Genomic DNA, 17172 nt, shown 5'->3' with positions numbered 1-17172 from the left:
CGGCGAGCACATGGCGAGTCGCGCGACCTCGGCGGGCAGGGCGCCCGGACGCAGGACGCCCCGCCGGCCACGAGGGCGGGCGGGGCGTCGTCGACGCGAGGGCTCAGGCGCGAGCGGCGTCGGCCCGCAGTGCGCGGAGGTTCTCCTTGTCGGCACCGAACGCCGTCAGGAGCAGGATCACGCCGACGATCGCGTGGAACACGTTGTCCGTGGTGTTGAGCGCGAAGATGTTGGCCGAGGTGTTCACGAACACGAATCCGTACACGGCGAGGACGACGAGCACGGCACCGACCAGGATGTTGCCGTTGCGGGACCCGATCGTGTTGCCGAGGCCGACGATCAGGAGGACCGCGGCCAGCATGACCCAGATCAGGGCGAGCGGCGGGTTGACGCCGAACGCGTTCCAGAGCATCCCGCCCTGGCGGCTGAAGAACCCGGGGTCGCCGTCGGCCGCGAAGAAGAAGCCGAGGATGCCCCACACGAAGAGGATCGCGCCGACCGTCAGAGCGAGTCCGCGGTTCGGGGAAGCGGTGATGCTCGGTTCCTTGATGGCCACTTCGGTTTCCTCCTCGTACGCAGCCGACGCGGTGTACGTCGGTCCGGCGATGTGCGCCGGTGCGTTCACCCGCGCGAGACCGATCGGTGCGTTCCCAGCCTCCGACCGGCGCTCCAACGGTATCGTGTCGGACCCCGACCGTCCGAATCGCACGCGCGTCGCCAGGCGCGTGACGAGGCCGACGACCAGCACCCCGAGGAGGACCAGTCCGGTGACCCGAACGCCCGAACGCAACGCACCGGAATCGCGTGGACCGAGTGTCTCGCGACGGTTGCGGTGGGGGCTGTTGGCGGCTCTGGGGTTCGTGATCGTGCCTCTCGTCTACGCGGCGGCGGTGTTGACGCCGGTGGGGCAGCGGGTCGAGGACGCCGCGCTGGGCGGGGTCCGGGAGTCCGACCTGTTCGGGTCGGACACTGCACTCAACGTCATCTCGGTGCCGGTGATCCTGTTGCTCGTGGTCGTGATCGCTGCCGTCGCGTTCGCTCGACGTCGGCTCGCGGTGGGGCTCGGGGCCGGCGTCGTCGTGCTCGCGGCGGCGGCCACCTCGACGCTCGTCAAGCGTATCGCCGAGCGCCCGGAGATCGCCCAGTCGACGACGCCCAACTCGTTCCCGTCCGGTCACGCGACGATCGCCCTCGCCGCACTGTTCGCCGTGCTGATGGTCACTCCGCGGCGCTTCCGGCCCGTCGTCACGCTCGTCGGTGCGGCGTACGCGGTGTTCGTCGCCAACCAGACCGTCGTCTACGGCTGGCACCGGGTGAGCGACATCGTCGGGGCGTGTGCCATCGCACTCTTCTGGCTCGGGGCCGTCCGGGCGTTCGGGCCGCGGGTGGACCGGGGTGAGCGCGGTGACCGGGACGGTCGTCGAGGACCGCGGCGCATCGTGACCGGGATCCTCGTCGTCGCGACCGGCGTGACGTTCCTGGTCGGGCTCGCCGCCCTCGTGTACGGCGTGACCGGCGGCGCACACGACCACGCGGCGATCCTCGTCGCGGGGCGGATGGCGTCGAGCGCGAGCGTCCTCGCCGTCGTGACCATCGTGTGGATCGCGGACGGCATGCACCACGCGGCACGCACCGACACCGAGGAGATCCCGTCCGCGCGGTGAGCATCGCGGGTGCGAGGGTTACAGCCCTGTAACGCGTCCGGACCCCGGACGGCAAGACGACTACCGTTGCCTGCGTCGGCGGAGTAGGGACCCGCTGCGGACGGGGAACCATGCGGGTGCAGCACACCGTGGCGCGACGTCGCCGGGCACGTGGAGCGATCGCCGCTGTCCTGGCGCTGTCGCTCATCGGCGCCGCGTCGGTGGTGGCGGCCACGAGCGCCGCGGCGGACACCATCACCGTGCCGTTCCAGGACCGCCTCGGCTGCATCGCGGTGGGCGACTACGCGACCACGTCGTCGCCCGTGTTCAGCAAGGCCGGCGGATCGGGCGCCGTCACGAACGGCGCGACGATGCCATTCGACTCCGCCGTCTCCGCCTACCCGATGCAGCCCGGGGTCTTCAGCAACGTCTCGAACCCCACGGGTTCCTTCGGCTACGGCTCCTTCGGGCAGGAGGGGTACGGGTCCACGACGTACTACTCGGGCGCGAACGGCATCGGCTTCAGCTCGATCGACGGCGGCGCGCAGGGCACCCTGACGGTCACGATGCCGTACCCGCAGCGGGTGCAGTTCACCATCGGCGGGATCGACGCCCCGTCCGGCCTGGACGTGAGCGGTGCCGGACCCGGCGGGGCAGCCGTGCCCGCCCAGAGCGCCGCGAAGAGCACGAGTGCCGGGTCGGCCACGGTGCAGACCGTCGGGACCACGGCGCGCATCGCCGGAGCGAACCAGCCCGCGGGAACGGTCGACAACGTCCCGCAGAAGGCGGTCGACGTCTGGTTCGACCAGCCGGTCTCGACCCTCACCTTCCGGGTCTCCGGCAACGGCAGCGCGACCCCCGCCGACGGCGGGTTCCTCGTCACGCCGCCCCTGGGCTGCCAGAGCGGGACGGTGGACACGCCGGACGCCACGGCGACCCCGACCGACGTGCAGCAGGACGCGCAGGGGAACACGACGGTCACGTACACCGTCCCCGTGTCGACCAGCGTCCGGAACACCGCGGGGACGACGGACATGACGCTCTTCCCGACCGTGCGCTCCGACCTGAGGACGCGGGTCGAGGCGGCGGGTGGGACGCTCGATGCGATCCGGCAGGTGTCCGCGTCGTCCACGGCCTGCGCCCTGCCCGGAGATGCCCTTCCCACCGGCCACCTGCTCGGGTCGACCGGACCGCTCGACCCGGAAGGCGCCTGCACGCAGACCGCCGAGGCCACCGTGACCCTCCCGCTCGACGCGGACCCGCGCACCCTGACCCTCACGTCGACGCTCGCGAGTTCCGCGAACGACACTTACGCGCGGGTCAAGGCGTCCGACACGGCAGCCGTGACCTTCCCAGCCGTCCGGTCCGCGCTCACCGTCACGGCCGAGGGCCCGAACTCCGCGCTGCCGACGGCGCCGGTGCAGAAGACGTTCACCGTCGAGGGGACCGGGCCGGACACGTCGGGTCCGTCGACGATCCGGATCGACGACCCGAACGGGTTCCCGGCGCGGTCCTGCAGCGTGTCCGGGCTCGAGACGCAGCCGACGTGCGAGGAACTGCTGAGCGGTGACCCCGTGTCGCTGGGCACCATCGGCGCGGGGCAGACGCGGACGGTGACCATCCGGGGCGTGGTCCCGTCCGGGACGGCCGCTGGCACCCGGTGGCCGCTCACCGCCACCGTGTCGTCGCCGGTCGACACGACGGGGACCCACGAGGTCAGCACGACCCTCGCGGTGGCCGGGCCCGGTCGTCCAGGGGTGACGAGTCCGGCAGCGGGCTCCACCACCACCGAGCGTCGCCCGACCATCGCCGGCAACAACGTGCCCCACCGAGCGTCCGTCGAGGTCCTCCGCGGCAACCAGACCGTCTGCACCGCCACGGGTGACGGCGGTGGGTACTGGTCCTGCGTGCCGACCGCCGATCTGCCGGTCGGCTCGGTCACGCTGCGCGTCACCGACACGTTCGGCGGCATCACGGGCCCGGAGGGCGGGACCACCTTCACGGTGCGCGCACCGGCCACACCGCCTGGAGGCACCGCTCCCGTCCCCGGCACCGGCGGCGGTTCCGCGGGTGGTCCCGGTGGCACTGCCCCGGGCGGCTCCGGCAGTGCCGGCACCGGTGACACCGGCAACGCCGGCCAGTCGCCGTCGGCGTCCCCGACGAACCCGAGCTCCCCGAACTCCCCGTCCACCCCCGCGCCCGGCAACGGCTCCGGCGGCGGCAACGGCGCAGGCAGCACCGGCGGGTCCGGAGCCGGCGGTCCCGACGCCGCCGGGACGAACGACGGTCCGATGGCGATGGACCTCCGCTTCGGCACCCAGCGCATCCTGCCCGGCACGGCCGCCGACATGCGCGGCACCCTCGGCCCGAACGCCTCGGGGGCGACGGTCGCCATCACCTTCCAGGCCCGGATGTCGACCGGCATGGTCTACCGGAACGTGGACGTCGAGGTGGACGACCAGCCGCTCGACTGCACCGTCGCCACGACCTCGTTCTCGTGCATGATCCCGCTCGACCCCGGGCAGCAGGCCGACGTCGACGTCCGGGTGTACGCCGACCCCGTGAACGCGCCGGACACCGCGGTGCAGCAGATCTCCCTCGCGTCGAACCGGGCGTCGCAGGCCAACGCGATCACCGTGACCACCGCGGTGGCGAAGGCCGAGACCGAGGCCTCGCAGCTCGCCGACCAGATCACCACGTTCAACGTCACGGAGTTCCCCGGCGCGATGGTGCCGCTCCTCGCGATGCTGCTCTTCGCGCTCGCCGCGACCGTCGCTGGCAGACGCGCCGCGTCCGGCCCCGCCGCAGCGGCGACCACGCCGCCGACCGGATCCGGCCCGCCGGAGCCGAGCCGTGCCTCCAGTCCGACCAGTCCCCGTCCCACCACCGACCCACCGTCCGGGAGCAACCGATGACGCAGACGACCGACGCCCCCACCGAGCAGCGCACCCGCAGGAACCCCGCGCCGATCATCCTGCTCGTCGCGGTGGTGCTCCTCGCGGTGTACTACGTCGTGATCGGGCTCTCCGGGGCGCTCAAGACGACGACCGCGGTACCGGTGACCGGGTCGAACAACCCGACGGGGAACTACATGACCCTGCGGATGAGCGTGCAGGACGTCGACCTGTCGAACCGGGTGATGCAGGCGAACGTGCTGCCGATCCCGCACGGCTCGTTCGAGGGCGAGAAGGCCGGTGAGATCTCGAAGCCGCTCCGCATCGAGGTCTCGAGCGGCGGCGTGACGACGAGCGTCGTGACGTTCCCGGGGCAGTCGGTGGTCGACGCGACCTCGCTGACGCTGACCCTGGACCGCGGCGACACCTCGTACCCGTTCGACCAGCCGTTCACGAACTTCCAGCTGAGCGTGCAGAACGACGACACCAGCGCCGCCGTGCCGTTCGAGGTGGACATGTCGAACTCGGCGCGCCCGTGGGTGATGAACGCCGAGCGGAGTGCCGGTGAGCAAGCGGACGGCCGCACGCTCGTCCCGATGCAGATCGACGGGCACCGCGACACCCTGAGCGTCGTGATCGTGTCGTTCTACATCCTCGCGATCCTGTTCACGACCCTGATGGCCGTCGTGACCATCGGAGCGGCGATCCTCCGCCGGAAGCTCGAGTTCGCGAACGTCATCTGGCTGAGCGCCACCCTGCTGTCGTTCCCGGCGCTGCGGTCCGCGATGCCGGGGGCGCCCCCCATCGGGACGACGCTCGACTTCGTGTTCCTCTTCCCGTGTCTGGCGCTCGTCGCGATCATGTTCGTGTGGACCGGCGCGTACATGCTCTGGCGGGAGTCGAAGGTGCTGCGCGGGCGGGTCCTGGAGGACGAGGCCGCGTAGTTCCTCCTGGCGGGAATGCCGGCGGCTGCGCTACGTTGTACCCAGCAAGTCGATGCAAACGCATCGAAATCGCGGAAGGCGGCGCATCATGCAGTTCGGCATCTTCACGGTCAGTGACGTCACGACCGACCCCACCACCGGGCACACCCCCGACGACACCCAGCGGGTCCGGGACATCCTGACGATCGCCGAGCACGCCGACCAGGCCGGCCTCGACGTCTTCGCCACCGGCGAGCACCACAACCCGCCGTTCGTCGCGTCGTCGCCGACCACCATGCTCGGCTACCTCGCCGGGCGCACGAAGAACATCACGCTGTCGACCTCGACGACCCTGATCACCACGAACGACCCGGTGCGGATCGCCGAGGAGTACGCGATGCTCCAGGTCATCTCCGACGGTCGCATGGACCTCATGATGGGCCGCGGCAACACCGGCCCCGTGTACCCCTGGTTCGGGCAGGACATCCGCCAGGGCGTCAACCTGGCGATCGAGAACTACGCGCTCGTCCGCCAGCTCTGGGAGAACGACGTCGTCAACTGGCAGGGCAAGTTCCGCACGCCGCTGCAGGGCTTCACCTCGACCCCGCGTCCGCTCGACGGCGTCCCGCCGTTCGTGTGGCACGGCTCCATCCGGACGCCGGAGATCGCCGAGCAGGCCGCGTACTACGGCGACGGCTTCTTCCACAACAACATCTTCTGGCCGATCGAGCACACCGCGCAGATGGTCGGGCTCTACCGGCAGCGCTTCGAGCACTACGGGCACGGGCGTGCCGACCAGGCGATCGTGGGCCTCGGCGGGCAGTTCTTCGCGCGGAAGAACTCGCAGGACGCGATCGACGAGTTCCGGCCGTACTTCGACAACGCGCCGGTGTACGGACACGGCCCCTCGATGGAGGACTTCACCCACCAGACCCCGCTCACCGTGGGCTCCCCGCAGCAGGTCATCGACCGGTACGCCGCGATGAAGGACAGCGTCGGGCACTACCAGCGCCAGCTGTTCCTCGTTGACCACGCGGGACTGCCGCTCAAGACGGTGCTCGAGCAGATCGACATCCTGGCCGAGGACATCGTGCCGGCCCTCCGCACGATCAACGACGAGGGGCGCCCGGCGGACGTGCCGTCCGACCCGCCGTCGCACGCCGCTCGTGCGGCCGCGGCGCTGGCCGCCGGCACGGCGGGCAGCGACCACGTCGCCGCCGAGGACGAGTGGACGGGCGCGTCGGTCTGACGCGCACGGCGCGCACGGCACGTACAGCGCGCGCAGCGCTCGCTTCGTGAGCGGCAATGGTCGGGTCCCGAAAGGCGACCCGACCATTGCTGCTCACCATGCGGGGTGGGCGCGACCACCGACGGCCTGGAGGCGCGGTGCGGGCTGGCACCGCGCCTCCAGGCCGTCACGGCGCGCGTTCCGAGACTCGCGCCTGGCGACGGTTCTCGGGCGCCGAGGCGCGAGTCCCGTCGCTCAGGCCCGTCACGGCGCGCGTCCCGAGACTCGCGCCTGGCGACGGTTCTCGGGCGCCGAGGCGCGAGTCCCGTCGCTCAGGCCGAGTCTCGTTCCAGGGCAGCCGGGGCGGCCGGGGCAGCCGGGGTGGCCGGGCGGGCGGGGACCAGCTTGAGGCCGACCACGCAGCCGACGATGCCGGCGATGAACAGCACGCGCAGCACCGTCACGGGCTCGGCGCCGGTGGCCATGCCCCACAGCACGGTGAGCGCGGCACCGGTCCCCGTCCACACCGCGTACGCCGTGCTGATCGGGATGTGCTTCAGGACGTAGCCGAACGCGACGAGGCTCACCACGATGGTGATCGCGAACACGATCGTCGGGCCGGGGACGGTGAACCCGTCGCTCTCGCCGAGGGCGGTGGCCCAGACGGTCTCGAGCGCGGCGCTGACGAACAGGACGATCCACGGCATCTCAGCTCACCACCTTGAGGCCGACGACGCAGGCGACGAGACCGAGCACGAGGGCGACGCGGGCGACCGACGCTGCCTCCTGCTTGCGCAGGATCGCGACGATCACCGTGAGCGATGCGCCGATGCCGACCCAGACGGCGTAGGCGGTGCCGACCGGGATCTCCTTCATCGCGAACGCCAGGCCGACCATGCTCAGGGCCATCCCGGCGACGAACACGATCGTCGGGACGACCTTCTTGAAGCCGTTCGAGGCGCCGAGGGCGGTGGCCCACACGGCCTCGAGGACGCCGGACAGGACGAGGATCACCCATGCCATGACGATCTCCTTCCATGAGTCGTACGAGTGTGCGAGTACGAAAGTAGCACAGTTGTGCGAGTATGGGTGCATGACGAGGAGCATCGACGTCGAGGAACGGCGCCGCACGGTGTCCGAGGCAGCGTGCCGGGTCCTCGCGCGGGACGGCCTCGGGGCGCTGAGCGTCCGGAACGTCGCCGCCGAGGCCGGCCTGCCGCCGAGCACCGTTCGCTACGTGTTCCCGACGCAGTCGAGCATGCGCGAGCACACCATCACGCTCGTGTTCGACCGCACGCGGGAGCGGATCGCGGCGATCCCGGCGGACCGGTCGGGTCGTGAACGTGCGCACCGGATCGTCCTCGAGCTGCTGCCCCTCGACGAGGAGCGGGTCATCGAGCTCGACGTCTACCTCGCGCTCGGGAACGCCGCGCTGACCGATGCCGAGCTCCGGCCGGCGCTCGACCGCGTCGTCGACGAGATGCGGGAGTGGAGCGAGGAGATCCTCGGGCTCGTCGGGGTGCCCGCCGCCGATCGTGAGTACGAGGCCCGACGGCTGCACGCGTTGATCGACGGGCTCGCGATGCACGTCGTGCGGCTCGCGCCGGGGGAGTCCGGCGACTGGGCGATCGACGTGCTCGACCGGCACCTCGACGGGGTCGCCGGGGGCTGACGCGGGGCGCCGGGCGGCGCCGCGGGGGCTCGTGGGGCTTGCGGGGCTTGCGGGGCTCGCACGGCGCGAGGTCTCGTGGGCACGGTGCGAGGTTCCGTGCATCGTGTGGGGCTCGCGGCGTCCCACGGTGACCGGAACCTCGCACACTGCGCGCGCCTCGCGCGGTGCGAGTCCTCCGGGCGACGCTCGTCGCCTATCCTTGCCCGGTGACGACGACCACCCGGCCGCCGCAGCGCGCTGACTCCCGATCGCGGGCCCTGACCGGCCCCGGGCTCGTGCTGCTCGCGGTCGTCGTGCTGCTCGCGGTCCGCCTGCTCTCCCCGGCCGTCGGCACCGCGGGGCTGCCGAACGTCGTGCAGGACTTCCTCACCCTGGCGATCAGCGTCGTCGTCGAGTCCCTGCCGTTCGTGGTGCTCGGCATCGTGCTGTCCATCGTCGTCGAGGTCTGGGTGCCCGTCGGTGCGCTCGAGAGGGTCCTGCCGCAGCGCCCGATCCCGCGCCGGGCGGTCATCTCCCTGATCGGCATGCTCTTCCCGGTGTGCGAGTGCGGGAACGTGCCGCTCGCCCGTGGCCTCATGATGCGCGGGTTCACCCCGGCCGAGGCCGTGACGTTCCTCGTCGCCGCCCCGATCCTCAACCCGCTCGTGATCATCAGCACCGCGCAGGCGTTCGGCTGGTCCGGCTGGATCCTGCCGGTCCGCATCGTCGGTGGCTTCGTGATCGCCAACCTCGTCGGCTGGATCGTCGCCGCGCACCGCCGTCCGGCCGACCTGCTGCTGCCCGCGTTCGAGGCCCGCTGCCGTGCGGCGATCGGTGCCCCGCGGTCCCGGAACCGCTGGCGGGAGAGCGCCGCGCAGTTCGGTGGCGAGACCGCGACGATGATGCCAGCGCTGTTCGTCGGCGCCGGGCTGGCCGCCGCGATCCAGGTCGCCGTGCCCCGGTCCACGCTCGTGTCGATCGGCGCGAACCCGGTGCTGTCCGTCGCCGCGATGATGCTCCTCGCGATGACGGTGTCGCTGTGCTCGAACGTGGACGCCTTCTTCGCGCTGTCGTTCGCGTCGACGTTCCTGCCAGGGTCGATCACCGCGTTCCTCATCATCGGGCCGATCATCGACGTGAAGATGATCGCCCTGCTCCGGACGACGTTCCGTGCACGCTTCCTGGTGCTGCTCGCCGTCGTCTGCGTCCTGTTCGCCGCGACCGTCGGGTTGGTGATGAATGTCCTCGTCTGAGTCGCGCCTGCCCGCGTACCTCGGCCTCGGGTCGGTCCTCGCGGTGGCGCTCTGCACGCTGTGGCTCGCCCTCGCCGGGCACCTCGACCTGTACATCAACCCGCGGTACTCGGTGTTCACGATCGTCCTCGGGGCGGTCGCGGTGCCCGCGTCGATCGCCGGCCTGGTGGTCGTGGCGCGCGGGCACGAGCACGTGCACGACGACGAGGAGCACGAGCACCGGCCTGGGCCCACGCCGCCGGTTCCGGACCGACGCGCCAGCGGCGGGCCGGCCGTGCCGGTGGGGAGAGGCGCGGGTCGTCTCCCACGGATCGTGCTCGGTGGGGTGGCTGCGCTCGTCACGATCGGGGTCACCGCCGCCATGCTCGTCCTGCCCCCGACGACGCTCTCCGCACGGACCGCACAGCAGCGGAGCGTGGACTCGGCGACCCTGTCGAACGCCACCGGATCGGAAGCGGCGGTGTCCCTGCTCGGCAGCGGCGCGGTCGACACGTCGGAGTACGGCGTGAAGGACTGGGCCGCCCTCATCCGACAGACCACGGACACCACGTCGCTCGTCGGCAAGCAGGTGCGGCTCTCGGGGTTCGTCGTGCCCGGGTCGGACGGCTCGTTCACCCTGACCCGGTTCGTGATCAGCTGCTGCGCGGTGGACGCCCAGCCCGTCGGCCTCGGGGTCGTCACCGACGGAACCGTCCCCGACGAGGACCAGTGGGTCACCGTGACGGGAGCCCTCGCCGCCAACCCGGACCAGGCGGCGGACGCCCGGATCGTCATCAAGGCAGCGACGGTCAAGAAGATCGCGCAGCCGAAGGACCCGTATGAGTACTGACGCACCGACGCGTCGCCGGCCTCGGAACCGCTTCCGCCGCCGGCTCGTCGCCACGGTCCTGGTGTTCGTCGTCGTCGGCACGGCCGCCGCGGTCGTCGGGTCGCAGCAGGGGCCCCGGCTCCGCGACGTCACGTACGACGCCACCGGGCTGGTGTCCCGTCCGGCCCAGCGGGTGATCCTCACTGCGAACCAGGCGCTGCAGAAGGTCTCCGCCGCCGACGTCCGGGTGAGCCCGGCGGCCGCGCACACCGTGACCTCGAGCGGCAACACGATCGCCGTGGAGTTCGCCGGCCCCCTGGCTTACGACCGCGACTACACGGTCACCGTCGACGGGGTCCGGGCACCAGGACAGCGTGCGACCTCGGACCTCCGCGCGACGATCCGGACCGGGAGCACCGACGTCCTCGCGCTCGTCCCGGGCGGAACCGGCGCGAAGGACCGGATCGTCCGTCGGTCCCTCGACGCCGGGGGAGCGACCACCGTGTACGAGGCCACCGGCATCGCGGAGTACGTCCGCCTGGGCCGGTCGCTCGTCGTGGTGAGCGGGACGGACGCAGGGTCCTCCGTCGACATCGTGCCGCTCGCGGGCGGGGTGCAGGACGAGGACGCCCCCGTCGAGCACCTCACCCTGCCGACCGCCGAGGGCCGCGTCACCGCCCTGCACGCCGCGGACGACGGCGCCTCGTTCGGGTTCGAGTACGCCGACACCTCGACCGGACGGTCCCGCAACGTCGGGCTGTACGTCGTGGACATGACCGGCACGCACCTGCCCACCGCGATCGACGCGAGCGGGAAACCGGAGACCGGCGCCACACCGATGACCGTGGGGCAGTGGGCGTACGTGCCACGGACCGAGAGCGCCCTGGTCCGGACCGGCAGCGACGACCTCGTGCTCGTCGACATGAGCGGCCGGACCGACGCCGTCCGCCTCGGGAGCGCCACGTACCTGCACGGCTTCGTCGGCACCGGCACCACCGCCGTGGTCGAGACCGGGACCGGCATCGTGCGCCTCGACCTCACGGACGGCGAGCGCACCGCGCTGCAGGCCCCCGCCGCCAGCACCGACGCCGCCTACCTCGGGCGCATCGCCCAGTTGACGGACGACAGCTACCTGCGCGTGGTGGGGGACGTGCGGTCGGACGGGACCATCTCGCAACGGATCGTGCGGGTGGAGGGGAGCCGCGCCTCCAGGCTGCCCGTGCCCGTCCCCGAGGACGCGAGCGTCACCGCGGTCTGCCCGTCCCCGAACGGGCAGTTCGTCGCCGTCGCGACGAAGTCGGCGACGAGCGAGCTCGTGAGCATCGTCGACGCGACCTCGGGAGCGCTCGAGGCGAGCATCGACGCGGGGTCCGTGGACTGGTGCGCGGCGTTGCCGTCGGGCGACGAGGTCGGCTAGCGCCGGAGCGTCACCTTCGGGTACTCGCCGAACCGGCGGAGGTACTCGCCCGAGAACCGGCCCATGTGCGTGAAGCCCCACCGTGCCGCGACGTCCGCGACGGCGACCTGGGCGGGTGAGGCGCGGAGCAGGTCCTCGTGGGCACGGCGCAGCCGGACCTCGCGCAGGTACTGCATCGGTGACCGGTCGAGCGTGCGGTGGAAGGCCTCCTGCAGGCCACGGACGCTGAGGTCGGCGACCCGGGCGAGGTCCGACACCGTCAGGGGCTCGTGCGCGTGCGCGTGGATGTGCTCGACGGCGGTGCGGATCCGGGCGTTCCGGTGCTCGCCCCAGCCGATCGGTGCCACCTCGGCGCGGAATCGGTACATGTCGAGGAGCGCCCTGGCGGTATCGCGCTGGGACTCGTGCCACGCGAGCGACTCCGCACCCTGCTCCCGGAGGGCCCGGATCGACGACGCGACCGCGGTGCGCCACCGGGCCATCGACTCGGCCGTCGGGGTGGCGTTCCGGTCGAAGTCGACCGACCCGTCGACGAGGTACCGCTCGGACGCGACGTCGAGCACGAGCCCGCGGTCGAGGTGCACGAGCCGCTGGTCCCAGTTCGTGTAGTCGATGCTGAACCGCTGCTCGATCGGGAAGAGCGTCGGGACCCCCGGTCGCATCCGGACCTCGTCGCGGCCGGCGTCGATCGCGGCGACACCGTCGTCGATCCACTGGACCACGACCTCGCCCTCGACCGCTGCGTCGCCGCGGAGCGACCCCTGCATCTGCGACCGGCGGATGCTCATCCGGTCGTCGCCGACGCCCACGTAGCGGTACCAGTACGAGCCGTCGGTGCGGTCGGAGCGCCACGACCGGCCGGCGTACATGCCGGAGAGATCGGTGACGGCGGCATCGGTGTCCGTGCCGGCGACGGACACCAGGGGCGCTGCGCCCTCGTGAGCCGTGGGGGTCATGCGGCCAGCCTGCCGTGCCCGGGACGTCCGCGTGCGCGTGTTGCGCGTGTCGGACTGACGGAGGCGCGGTGCCGGCCGGCGTCGGACCCGCTGCCGGCTGCTGGTTGCGCCGGCGAAACACCCGCTGTCGTCAGATGGGCGGCATGCACGATGAACGAGACCTGCCCCTCCCCGGACGCTCCCGTCCGCTGTTCGACCGACGGACGTTCCTCGGCGCGGCGGCTGCCGTCACGGCGCTGTCCGCGACCGCAGGCGCGCCGCCCGGTCGCGCCCGCGCGAGCACGGCGCACGAGGACGGGACGCCCGTCCTCGACGGTGCCGAGTGGACGGATCCGACCTGGCGGGCCATCCCCGGCGGCATCCGCAAGATGATCTACCAGGTCGCACGCGTCAGGGGCGTGACCCGAGCGGGCGGGGTGCTGCCGGTTGACCGGGTCACGCCGGACCCGGTCGTCCTCCTCGACCGGACCGCGGCCTCGGCGCCGTTGACCGCGGCGTACTTCCTCGGGTTCCCCACGGCGGTCCCGGGCGGTGCGTCGTGTGCCGCGCCGCCGAGCTGGGACATCGGCTCGGTGCAGATCTGTCGCGACCCGGAGGTGCTCGCAGTGGTCCTCGACGGGTTCGAGAACCGGGAGTGGTCGTGCGGTGAACTCCGCTACGACGGTGTCACGTGCTACGGCGTCGTCCCCGACCACCTCGATCCCGAGGGGTGCGCAGTCGACGACTGGCGCGGCACCGCGGTCTTCTGGCACGAGTACGTCCACCAGCTCCACCCGACCGGGCCGGCGCCCGCGCCCGGATGGGAGGCCTGGGACTACTCGTTCCGGTACCCGGCCGACGACGCGCACATCGCCGCGCTCGCGTGGCTCGAGCAACTGGTCCTCGCCGAGGCCGACGCCCGGCCAGTGGCGCTCGAGACGTTCCTGGCGATCCGTGAGCACCGAAGGACCCTGCGGCCGGACCTGATCACGACGCTCGAGTGCCGTGAGACCGCCGAGGGGCTCACAAACCACGTCGAGGGATTGGTCCTCCACCGGATCGGGGCCGTGGCGCACGACCCAGACGGGTCCGTCCGGAGGTACCCGCCCGAGATGCCGACCGACGATCAATGGTGGCTGAACTGGTTCGCCGGGTCGATCCAGTACGCCGGATCGGCGGTGTTCGAGGCCCTGACACGTCACGTGGGCGAGGGCTGGAAGCCGCCGTACTGCGAACAGCCCGTCGACGCCCACGGGATGTCGTCGGCGGACCTCGTCCGTTGCTCCATACCGCAACCGGAGCCCGTGCGGGCAGCTGCGCTCGTCGCCGAGGCCTCGCGCCGACACGGCCTTGATCGGCTCGAAGCACGGATCGTCGCGGCCGATCTGCCGAACCAGGACCTGGACGGGCCGGACGGGGCAACCGCCCTGTCCTGCCTGAGTGCGCGCCGCGGCTGACGTGGTGTGGAGACGGACTGGAGGCGCGGTGCCGGCCGGCACCGCGCCTCCAGTCCGTCTGCTGGTCGCGTCCAGGACGCGGGTCGCTACGCCAGCGTCGCCGCGTCGATCACGAAGCGGTACCGGACGTCCGACGACAGGACGCGCTCGTACGCTTCGTTGATGTAGTCGGCGCTGATGAGCTCGGTCTCCGGCAGGATCCCGTGCTCGGCGCAGAAGTCGAGCATCTCCTGGGTCTCGCGGATGCCACCGATGGCCGAACCGGCCCAGCTGCGACGCGAGCCGATCAGGGCGAAGGCGGGGACCTCGAGCGGCTCCGACGGGGCACCGACGTTGACGATCGTGCCGTCGACCGCGAGCAGGCCCAGGTAGGCACCCATCGGGATCTTCGCCGACACCGTGTTGATGATGAGGTCGAAGGAGTTCGCGAGCTTCTCGAACGTCTCCGGGTCCTTCGTCGCGTAGTGGGCGACGGCACCGAAGCGCAGCGAGTCCTCCTGCTTGGCGGTGGTCTGCGACAGGACGGTGACCTCGGCGCCGAGCGCGGCAGCGATCTTCACGCCCATGTGTCCGAGTCCGCCGAGGCCGACGATCGCGACCTTCTTGCCGGGGCCGGCCTTCCAGTGGTGCAGCGGCGAGTACAGGGTGATGCCGGCGCAGAGCAGCGGCGCGACCTTCTCGATGTCGAGCGACTCGGGGACGCGCAGCACGAAGTCCTCGTTCACCACGACGGCCTGCGAGTAGCCGCCCTGGGTGATGCTGCCGTCGGCGGGGTCGACGCCCGCGTAGGTCTGGATGTTGCCCTTGAGGCAGTACTGCTCTTCGCCCTTCAGGCAGTTCTCGCACTCGCCGCAGGAGTTCACCATGCAGCCGACGCCGACGCGGTCGCCGACCTTGTGCTTGGTGACGTTCTCGCCGACGGAGGCGACGTGGCCGACGATCTCGTGGCCGACGACCTGGGGGTACTGGATCTCGCCCCACTCGCCGCGGACGGTGTGGATGTCCGAGTGGCAGATGCCGGCGTAGGCGATGTCGATCTCGACGTCGTTCGGGCCGAGGTCACGACGGGTGATGGTGGTCTTGACGAGCGGTTCCGTGGCGGACGGGGCCGCGTACGCGTTGACGGTGCGCAATGGTCTCCTCGTGGGGTTGCTTCAGGACCGGATCCGGTCCTGCTCCAGTCTGGTGGAGCGCGCCACAGCGTGGGAGGTACGGATGGGACACCCCTGGGGAGGAATGCAAGGCGGCTGGCCGCAGACTGCTCGGCGACCGTCGCTCGTCAGCGAACGCTGGCGGCCTCCTCAACCATGTTCAGGCTGGTCCGGTACTCCGGTGCTTCAGGCTCCACCGCGAAGCTCACGATCTCGACGTGGTGATCCTTCAGCGCAGCGAGGACTGCCTCGGGTGTCGTGTAGAAGAACTCTCGTCGCAGGTTCACGCGGTTGACCCGCTGCTCGGCGAAGTGCTGGTGGAGCATCGTCTCGATGCCGACCGCATCGTCGGCGAAGAACAGGGCATGCACGTCGAACCGGAACGGGACGGAAGCGTCGCCGAGCTCGTTCACCCGGTCCATGGGTTCGAGTCGTCGCGTCATACCGATCTTGACCATGCGCTCGCCGAAGGCTCCGACGTTGGAAATGACGTAGACGTACCCGGCTCGCACGTTCGCAGCACGGTAGTCCACGTCGGCGACTGCGCGATCGACGTCCTCGAGCTTCGAGCGGATCCGAGCGGCACCGTCCAGATCTCCGTTCGCTTCCAGTGCTGCGAGTGTCGCCAGGTAGTGGCCGCGTTCCTTCTCGAGGCGGTCGCGCTCGACCTGCAGTTCCTGTTCTGCCTTCCGCTGCTCGCGAAGCTCTGCGCGTCGCTCTCGCTCGAGTTCCCTCTCTGCCTGCACGGCCTGCAGGTGACGCGCAGCGAGTTCCAGTTCTTCGAGACGCATCCGGTGGTAAGAATCGGTGATGCGGAGACTGATCATCTGACCGCTCTTCGCGATCTGTTCGGCGGCGCGCGACAATCGGGCCTGTGCGGTGTGCAGGTTCCCGGCTCGTGTCGCCTTGACGGCGTTCTCGGCTTCTGCGTTGTAAGCACGGAGCAGGACTTTCGTCATGTCGTTCACGAACTTCCTGCCCTGCGCCGCGGAGTTGTTGAACGTGAAGTTCATCGTCGACGACACGGCGACCTTGTCTCGTACCGCGTTCTTGATGCGGCTCCGGAGCGCCTCGAGCGACGTCGCGAGCGCCGCTGACGACTCAGCCGGGTGCTCGTAGTCGAAGAGCCCTACGGACTGCAGTTCCGCGGCCGTCCGGGACCCGACGAGTGTGCGGGAGACCTCCTCCAATTCCGCGCGTGCGAGACGAAGGTCGGCGAGGAGCTGATTGAGTTGCTGCTCGCTCTGGGTTCGACGCTCGAGTGCTTCGCGCGAGGCTCGTGACTGTTGTTCGGCAACGAGCCGTCGGCTCTCGTCGAGTGTTTCCGACGCCTCCTTGCGGAGCGACGCGGACTCCTCGAGCGCGGCCTGCCGCTCGGCTGCGAGCTCGGCCTCTACCGACTCTCGGTACGAGTCGATCTCTTCGAATCGTCGGAGCCCGTGGCGCGCGATGGTCTCCTCAGCCGCAGCGAGCCGTGCACGTGCCTCGTTCTTCGACAACCGCTCTCGCTTCTGGGACGCTGCTCCGGGCACAGCCGGTTCGGCACCAGCTTGCTGCGCTCGCAACTCACGTCGTGATCGAAGCGGAACGTCTCGCTTCTGAGCGAGTCGGGTCGCTGGGCGGGCCGGGACGCTCCCGTTTGGCTTGTACTGCGTGTGAGGTGTCCAGCCCAGACCGTCGAAGTACCGCACGATGGTCGGGTCTTGTGGGTCGTCGTACCAGCCCGGCGCAGTGCTCATCGAGTCCGGATACTGATGCGTGTCACAGGGTCGATCCCCAGAACGAGGGCAACGCAGGCTGGTCTGCGCCCGA

Annotated in this window: 15 protein-coding genes; 9 read left to right on the top strand and 6 right to left on the bottom strand. The window is 71.0% G+C overall.

The features are described 5' to 3' along the window. Positions 1–103: 103 nt before the first annotated feature. Positions 104–556 (bottom strand): DUF4383 domain-containing protein, encoded by a 453-nt coding sequence (locus CRP27_RS18340; RefSeq protein WP_158521884.1) that lies wholly within the window; start codon positions 554–556, stop codon positions 104–106. 310 nt (positions 557–866) lie between these two features. Between CRP27_RS18340 and CRP27_RS17500 the strand changes: the two genes are divergently transcribed. From CRP27_RS17500 to CRP27_RS17485, 4 genes are all read left to right on the top strand, one after another. Then, positions 867–1664 (top strand): phosphatase PAP2 family protein, encoded by a 798-nt coding sequence (locus CRP27_RS17500; RefSeq protein ID WP_176505671.1) that lies wholly within the window; start codon positions 867–869, stop codon positions 1662–1664. 116 nt (positions 1665–1780) lie between these two features. Next, complete coding sequence (locus CRP27_RS17495) at positions 1781–4558, top strand: hypothetical protein (RefSeq protein ID WP_176505670.1); 2778 nt, start codon at positions 1781–1783, stop codon at positions 4556–4558. After that, positions 4555–5481: a DUF4436 family protein gene (locus CRP27_RS17490; protein WP_097181885.1), complete on the top strand. Its 927-nt coding sequence runs from the start codon at positions 4555–4557 to the stop codon at positions 5479–5481. The genes CRP27_RS17495 and CRP27_RS17490 overlap by 4 nt, the downstream gene beginning before the upstream one ends. An 88-nt stretch (positions 5482–5569) precedes the next feature. Next, on the top strand, positions 5570–6709 hold the full coding sequence (locus CRP27_RS17485) for an LLM class flavin-dependent oxidoreductase (RefSeq protein WP_079237950.1): 1140 nt from the start codon (positions 5570–5572) through the stop codon (positions 6707–6709). 311 nt (positions 6710–7020) lie between these two features. Here the strand turns inward: CRP27_RS17485 and CRP27_RS17480 are convergent, their stop codons facing one another. Together CRP27_RS17480 and CRP27_RS17475 are read right to left on the bottom strand one after the other, a co-directional pair. Beyond that, positions 7021–7395 carry a multidrug efflux SMR transporter gene (locus tag CRP27_RS17480; protein ID WP_097181884.1) on the bottom strand — a complete coding sequence of 125 codons (375 nt, stop codon included), beginning with the start codon at positions 7393–7395 and terminating at the stop codon, positions 7021–7023. Position 7396: 1 nt separating this feature from the next. After that, complete coding sequence (locus tag CRP27_RS17475; RefSeq protein ID WP_097181883.1) at positions 7397–7711, bottom strand: multidrug efflux SMR transporter; 315 nt, start codon at positions 7709–7711, stop codon at positions 7397–7399. Positions 7712–7781: 70 nt separating this feature from the next. On the opposite strand from CRP27_RS17475, the gene CRP27_RS17470 reads away from it, so the two are divergent. The 4 genes from CRP27_RS17470 to CRP27_RS17455 all read left to right on the top strand — a co-directional run bounded on the left by CRP27_RS17470 (position 7782) and on the right by CRP27_RS17455 (position 11817). Next, complete coding sequence (locus CRP27_RS17470; protein ID WP_255257648.1) at positions 7782–8360, top strand: TetR/AcrR family transcriptional regulator; 579 nt, start codon at positions 7782–7784, stop codon at positions 8358–8360. 206 nt (positions 8361–8566) lie between these two features. Further along, on the top strand, positions 8567–9592 hold the full coding sequence (locus tag CRP27_RS17465; protein ID WP_097181882.1) for a permease: 1026 nt from the start codon (positions 8567–8569) through the stop codon (positions 9590–9592). Next, positions 9579–10421, top strand: coding sequence for a TIGR03943 family protein (locus tag CRP27_RS17460; protein WP_097181881.1), 843 nt, complete (start codon positions 9579–9581; stop codon positions 10419–10421). The genes CRP27_RS17465 and CRP27_RS17460 overlap by 14 nt, the downstream gene beginning before the upstream one ends. After that, positions 10411–11817, top strand: a complete 1407-nt coding sequence (locus tag CRP27_RS17455; protein WP_097181880.1) for a hypothetical protein — start codon at positions 10411–10413, stop codon at positions 11815–11817. The genes CRP27_RS17460 and CRP27_RS17455 overlap by 11 nt, the downstream gene beginning before the upstream one ends. Here CRP27_RS17455 and CRP27_RS17450 read toward each other — a convergent pair. After that, positions 11814–12773, bottom strand: coding sequence for a helix-turn-helix domain-containing protein (locus CRP27_RS17450; protein ID WP_097181879.1), 960 nt, complete (start codon positions 12771–12773; stop codon positions 11814–11816). The two genes, CRP27_RS17455 and CRP27_RS17450, sit on opposite strands and share 4 nt — an antisense overlap. Before the next feature lie 143 nt (positions 12774–12916). Here CRP27_RS17450 and CRP27_RS17445 point away from each other — a divergent pair, with 143 nt between their 5' ends. Beyond that, the gene (locus CRP27_RS17445) at positions 12917–14209 is read left to right on the top strand and encodes a hypothetical protein (protein WP_141399816.1); all 1293 of its coding nucleotides are present in this window, start codon (positions 12917–12919) and stop codon (positions 14207–14209) included. Positions 14210–14295: 86 nt separating this feature from the next. On the opposite strand, the gene CRP27_RS17440 is transcribed toward CRP27_RS17445, so the two are convergent. Next, entirely contained in the window at positions 14296–15342 is a 1047-nt protein-coding gene (locus CRP27_RS17440) for an NAD(P)-dependent alcohol dehydrogenase (RefSeq protein WP_097181877.1), read from the bottom strand. A 146-nt stretch (positions 15343–15488) separates the two neighbouring features. Next, positions 15489–17099, bottom strand: a complete 1611-nt coding sequence (locus CRP27_RS17435) for a DUF4041 domain-containing protein (protein WP_097181876.1) — start codon at positions 17097–17099, stop codon at positions 15489–15491. Positions 17100–17172 lie beyond the last annotated feature (73 nt).

It is taken from the genome of Curtobacterium sp. 314Chir4.1, from assembly GCF_900215175.1.
Lineage (GTDB): Bacteria > Actinomycetota > Actinomycetes > Actinomycetales > Microbacteriaceae > Curtobacterium > Curtobacterium pusillum_A.
This window is presented reverse-complemented; position numbering and strand designations above follow the sequence as displayed.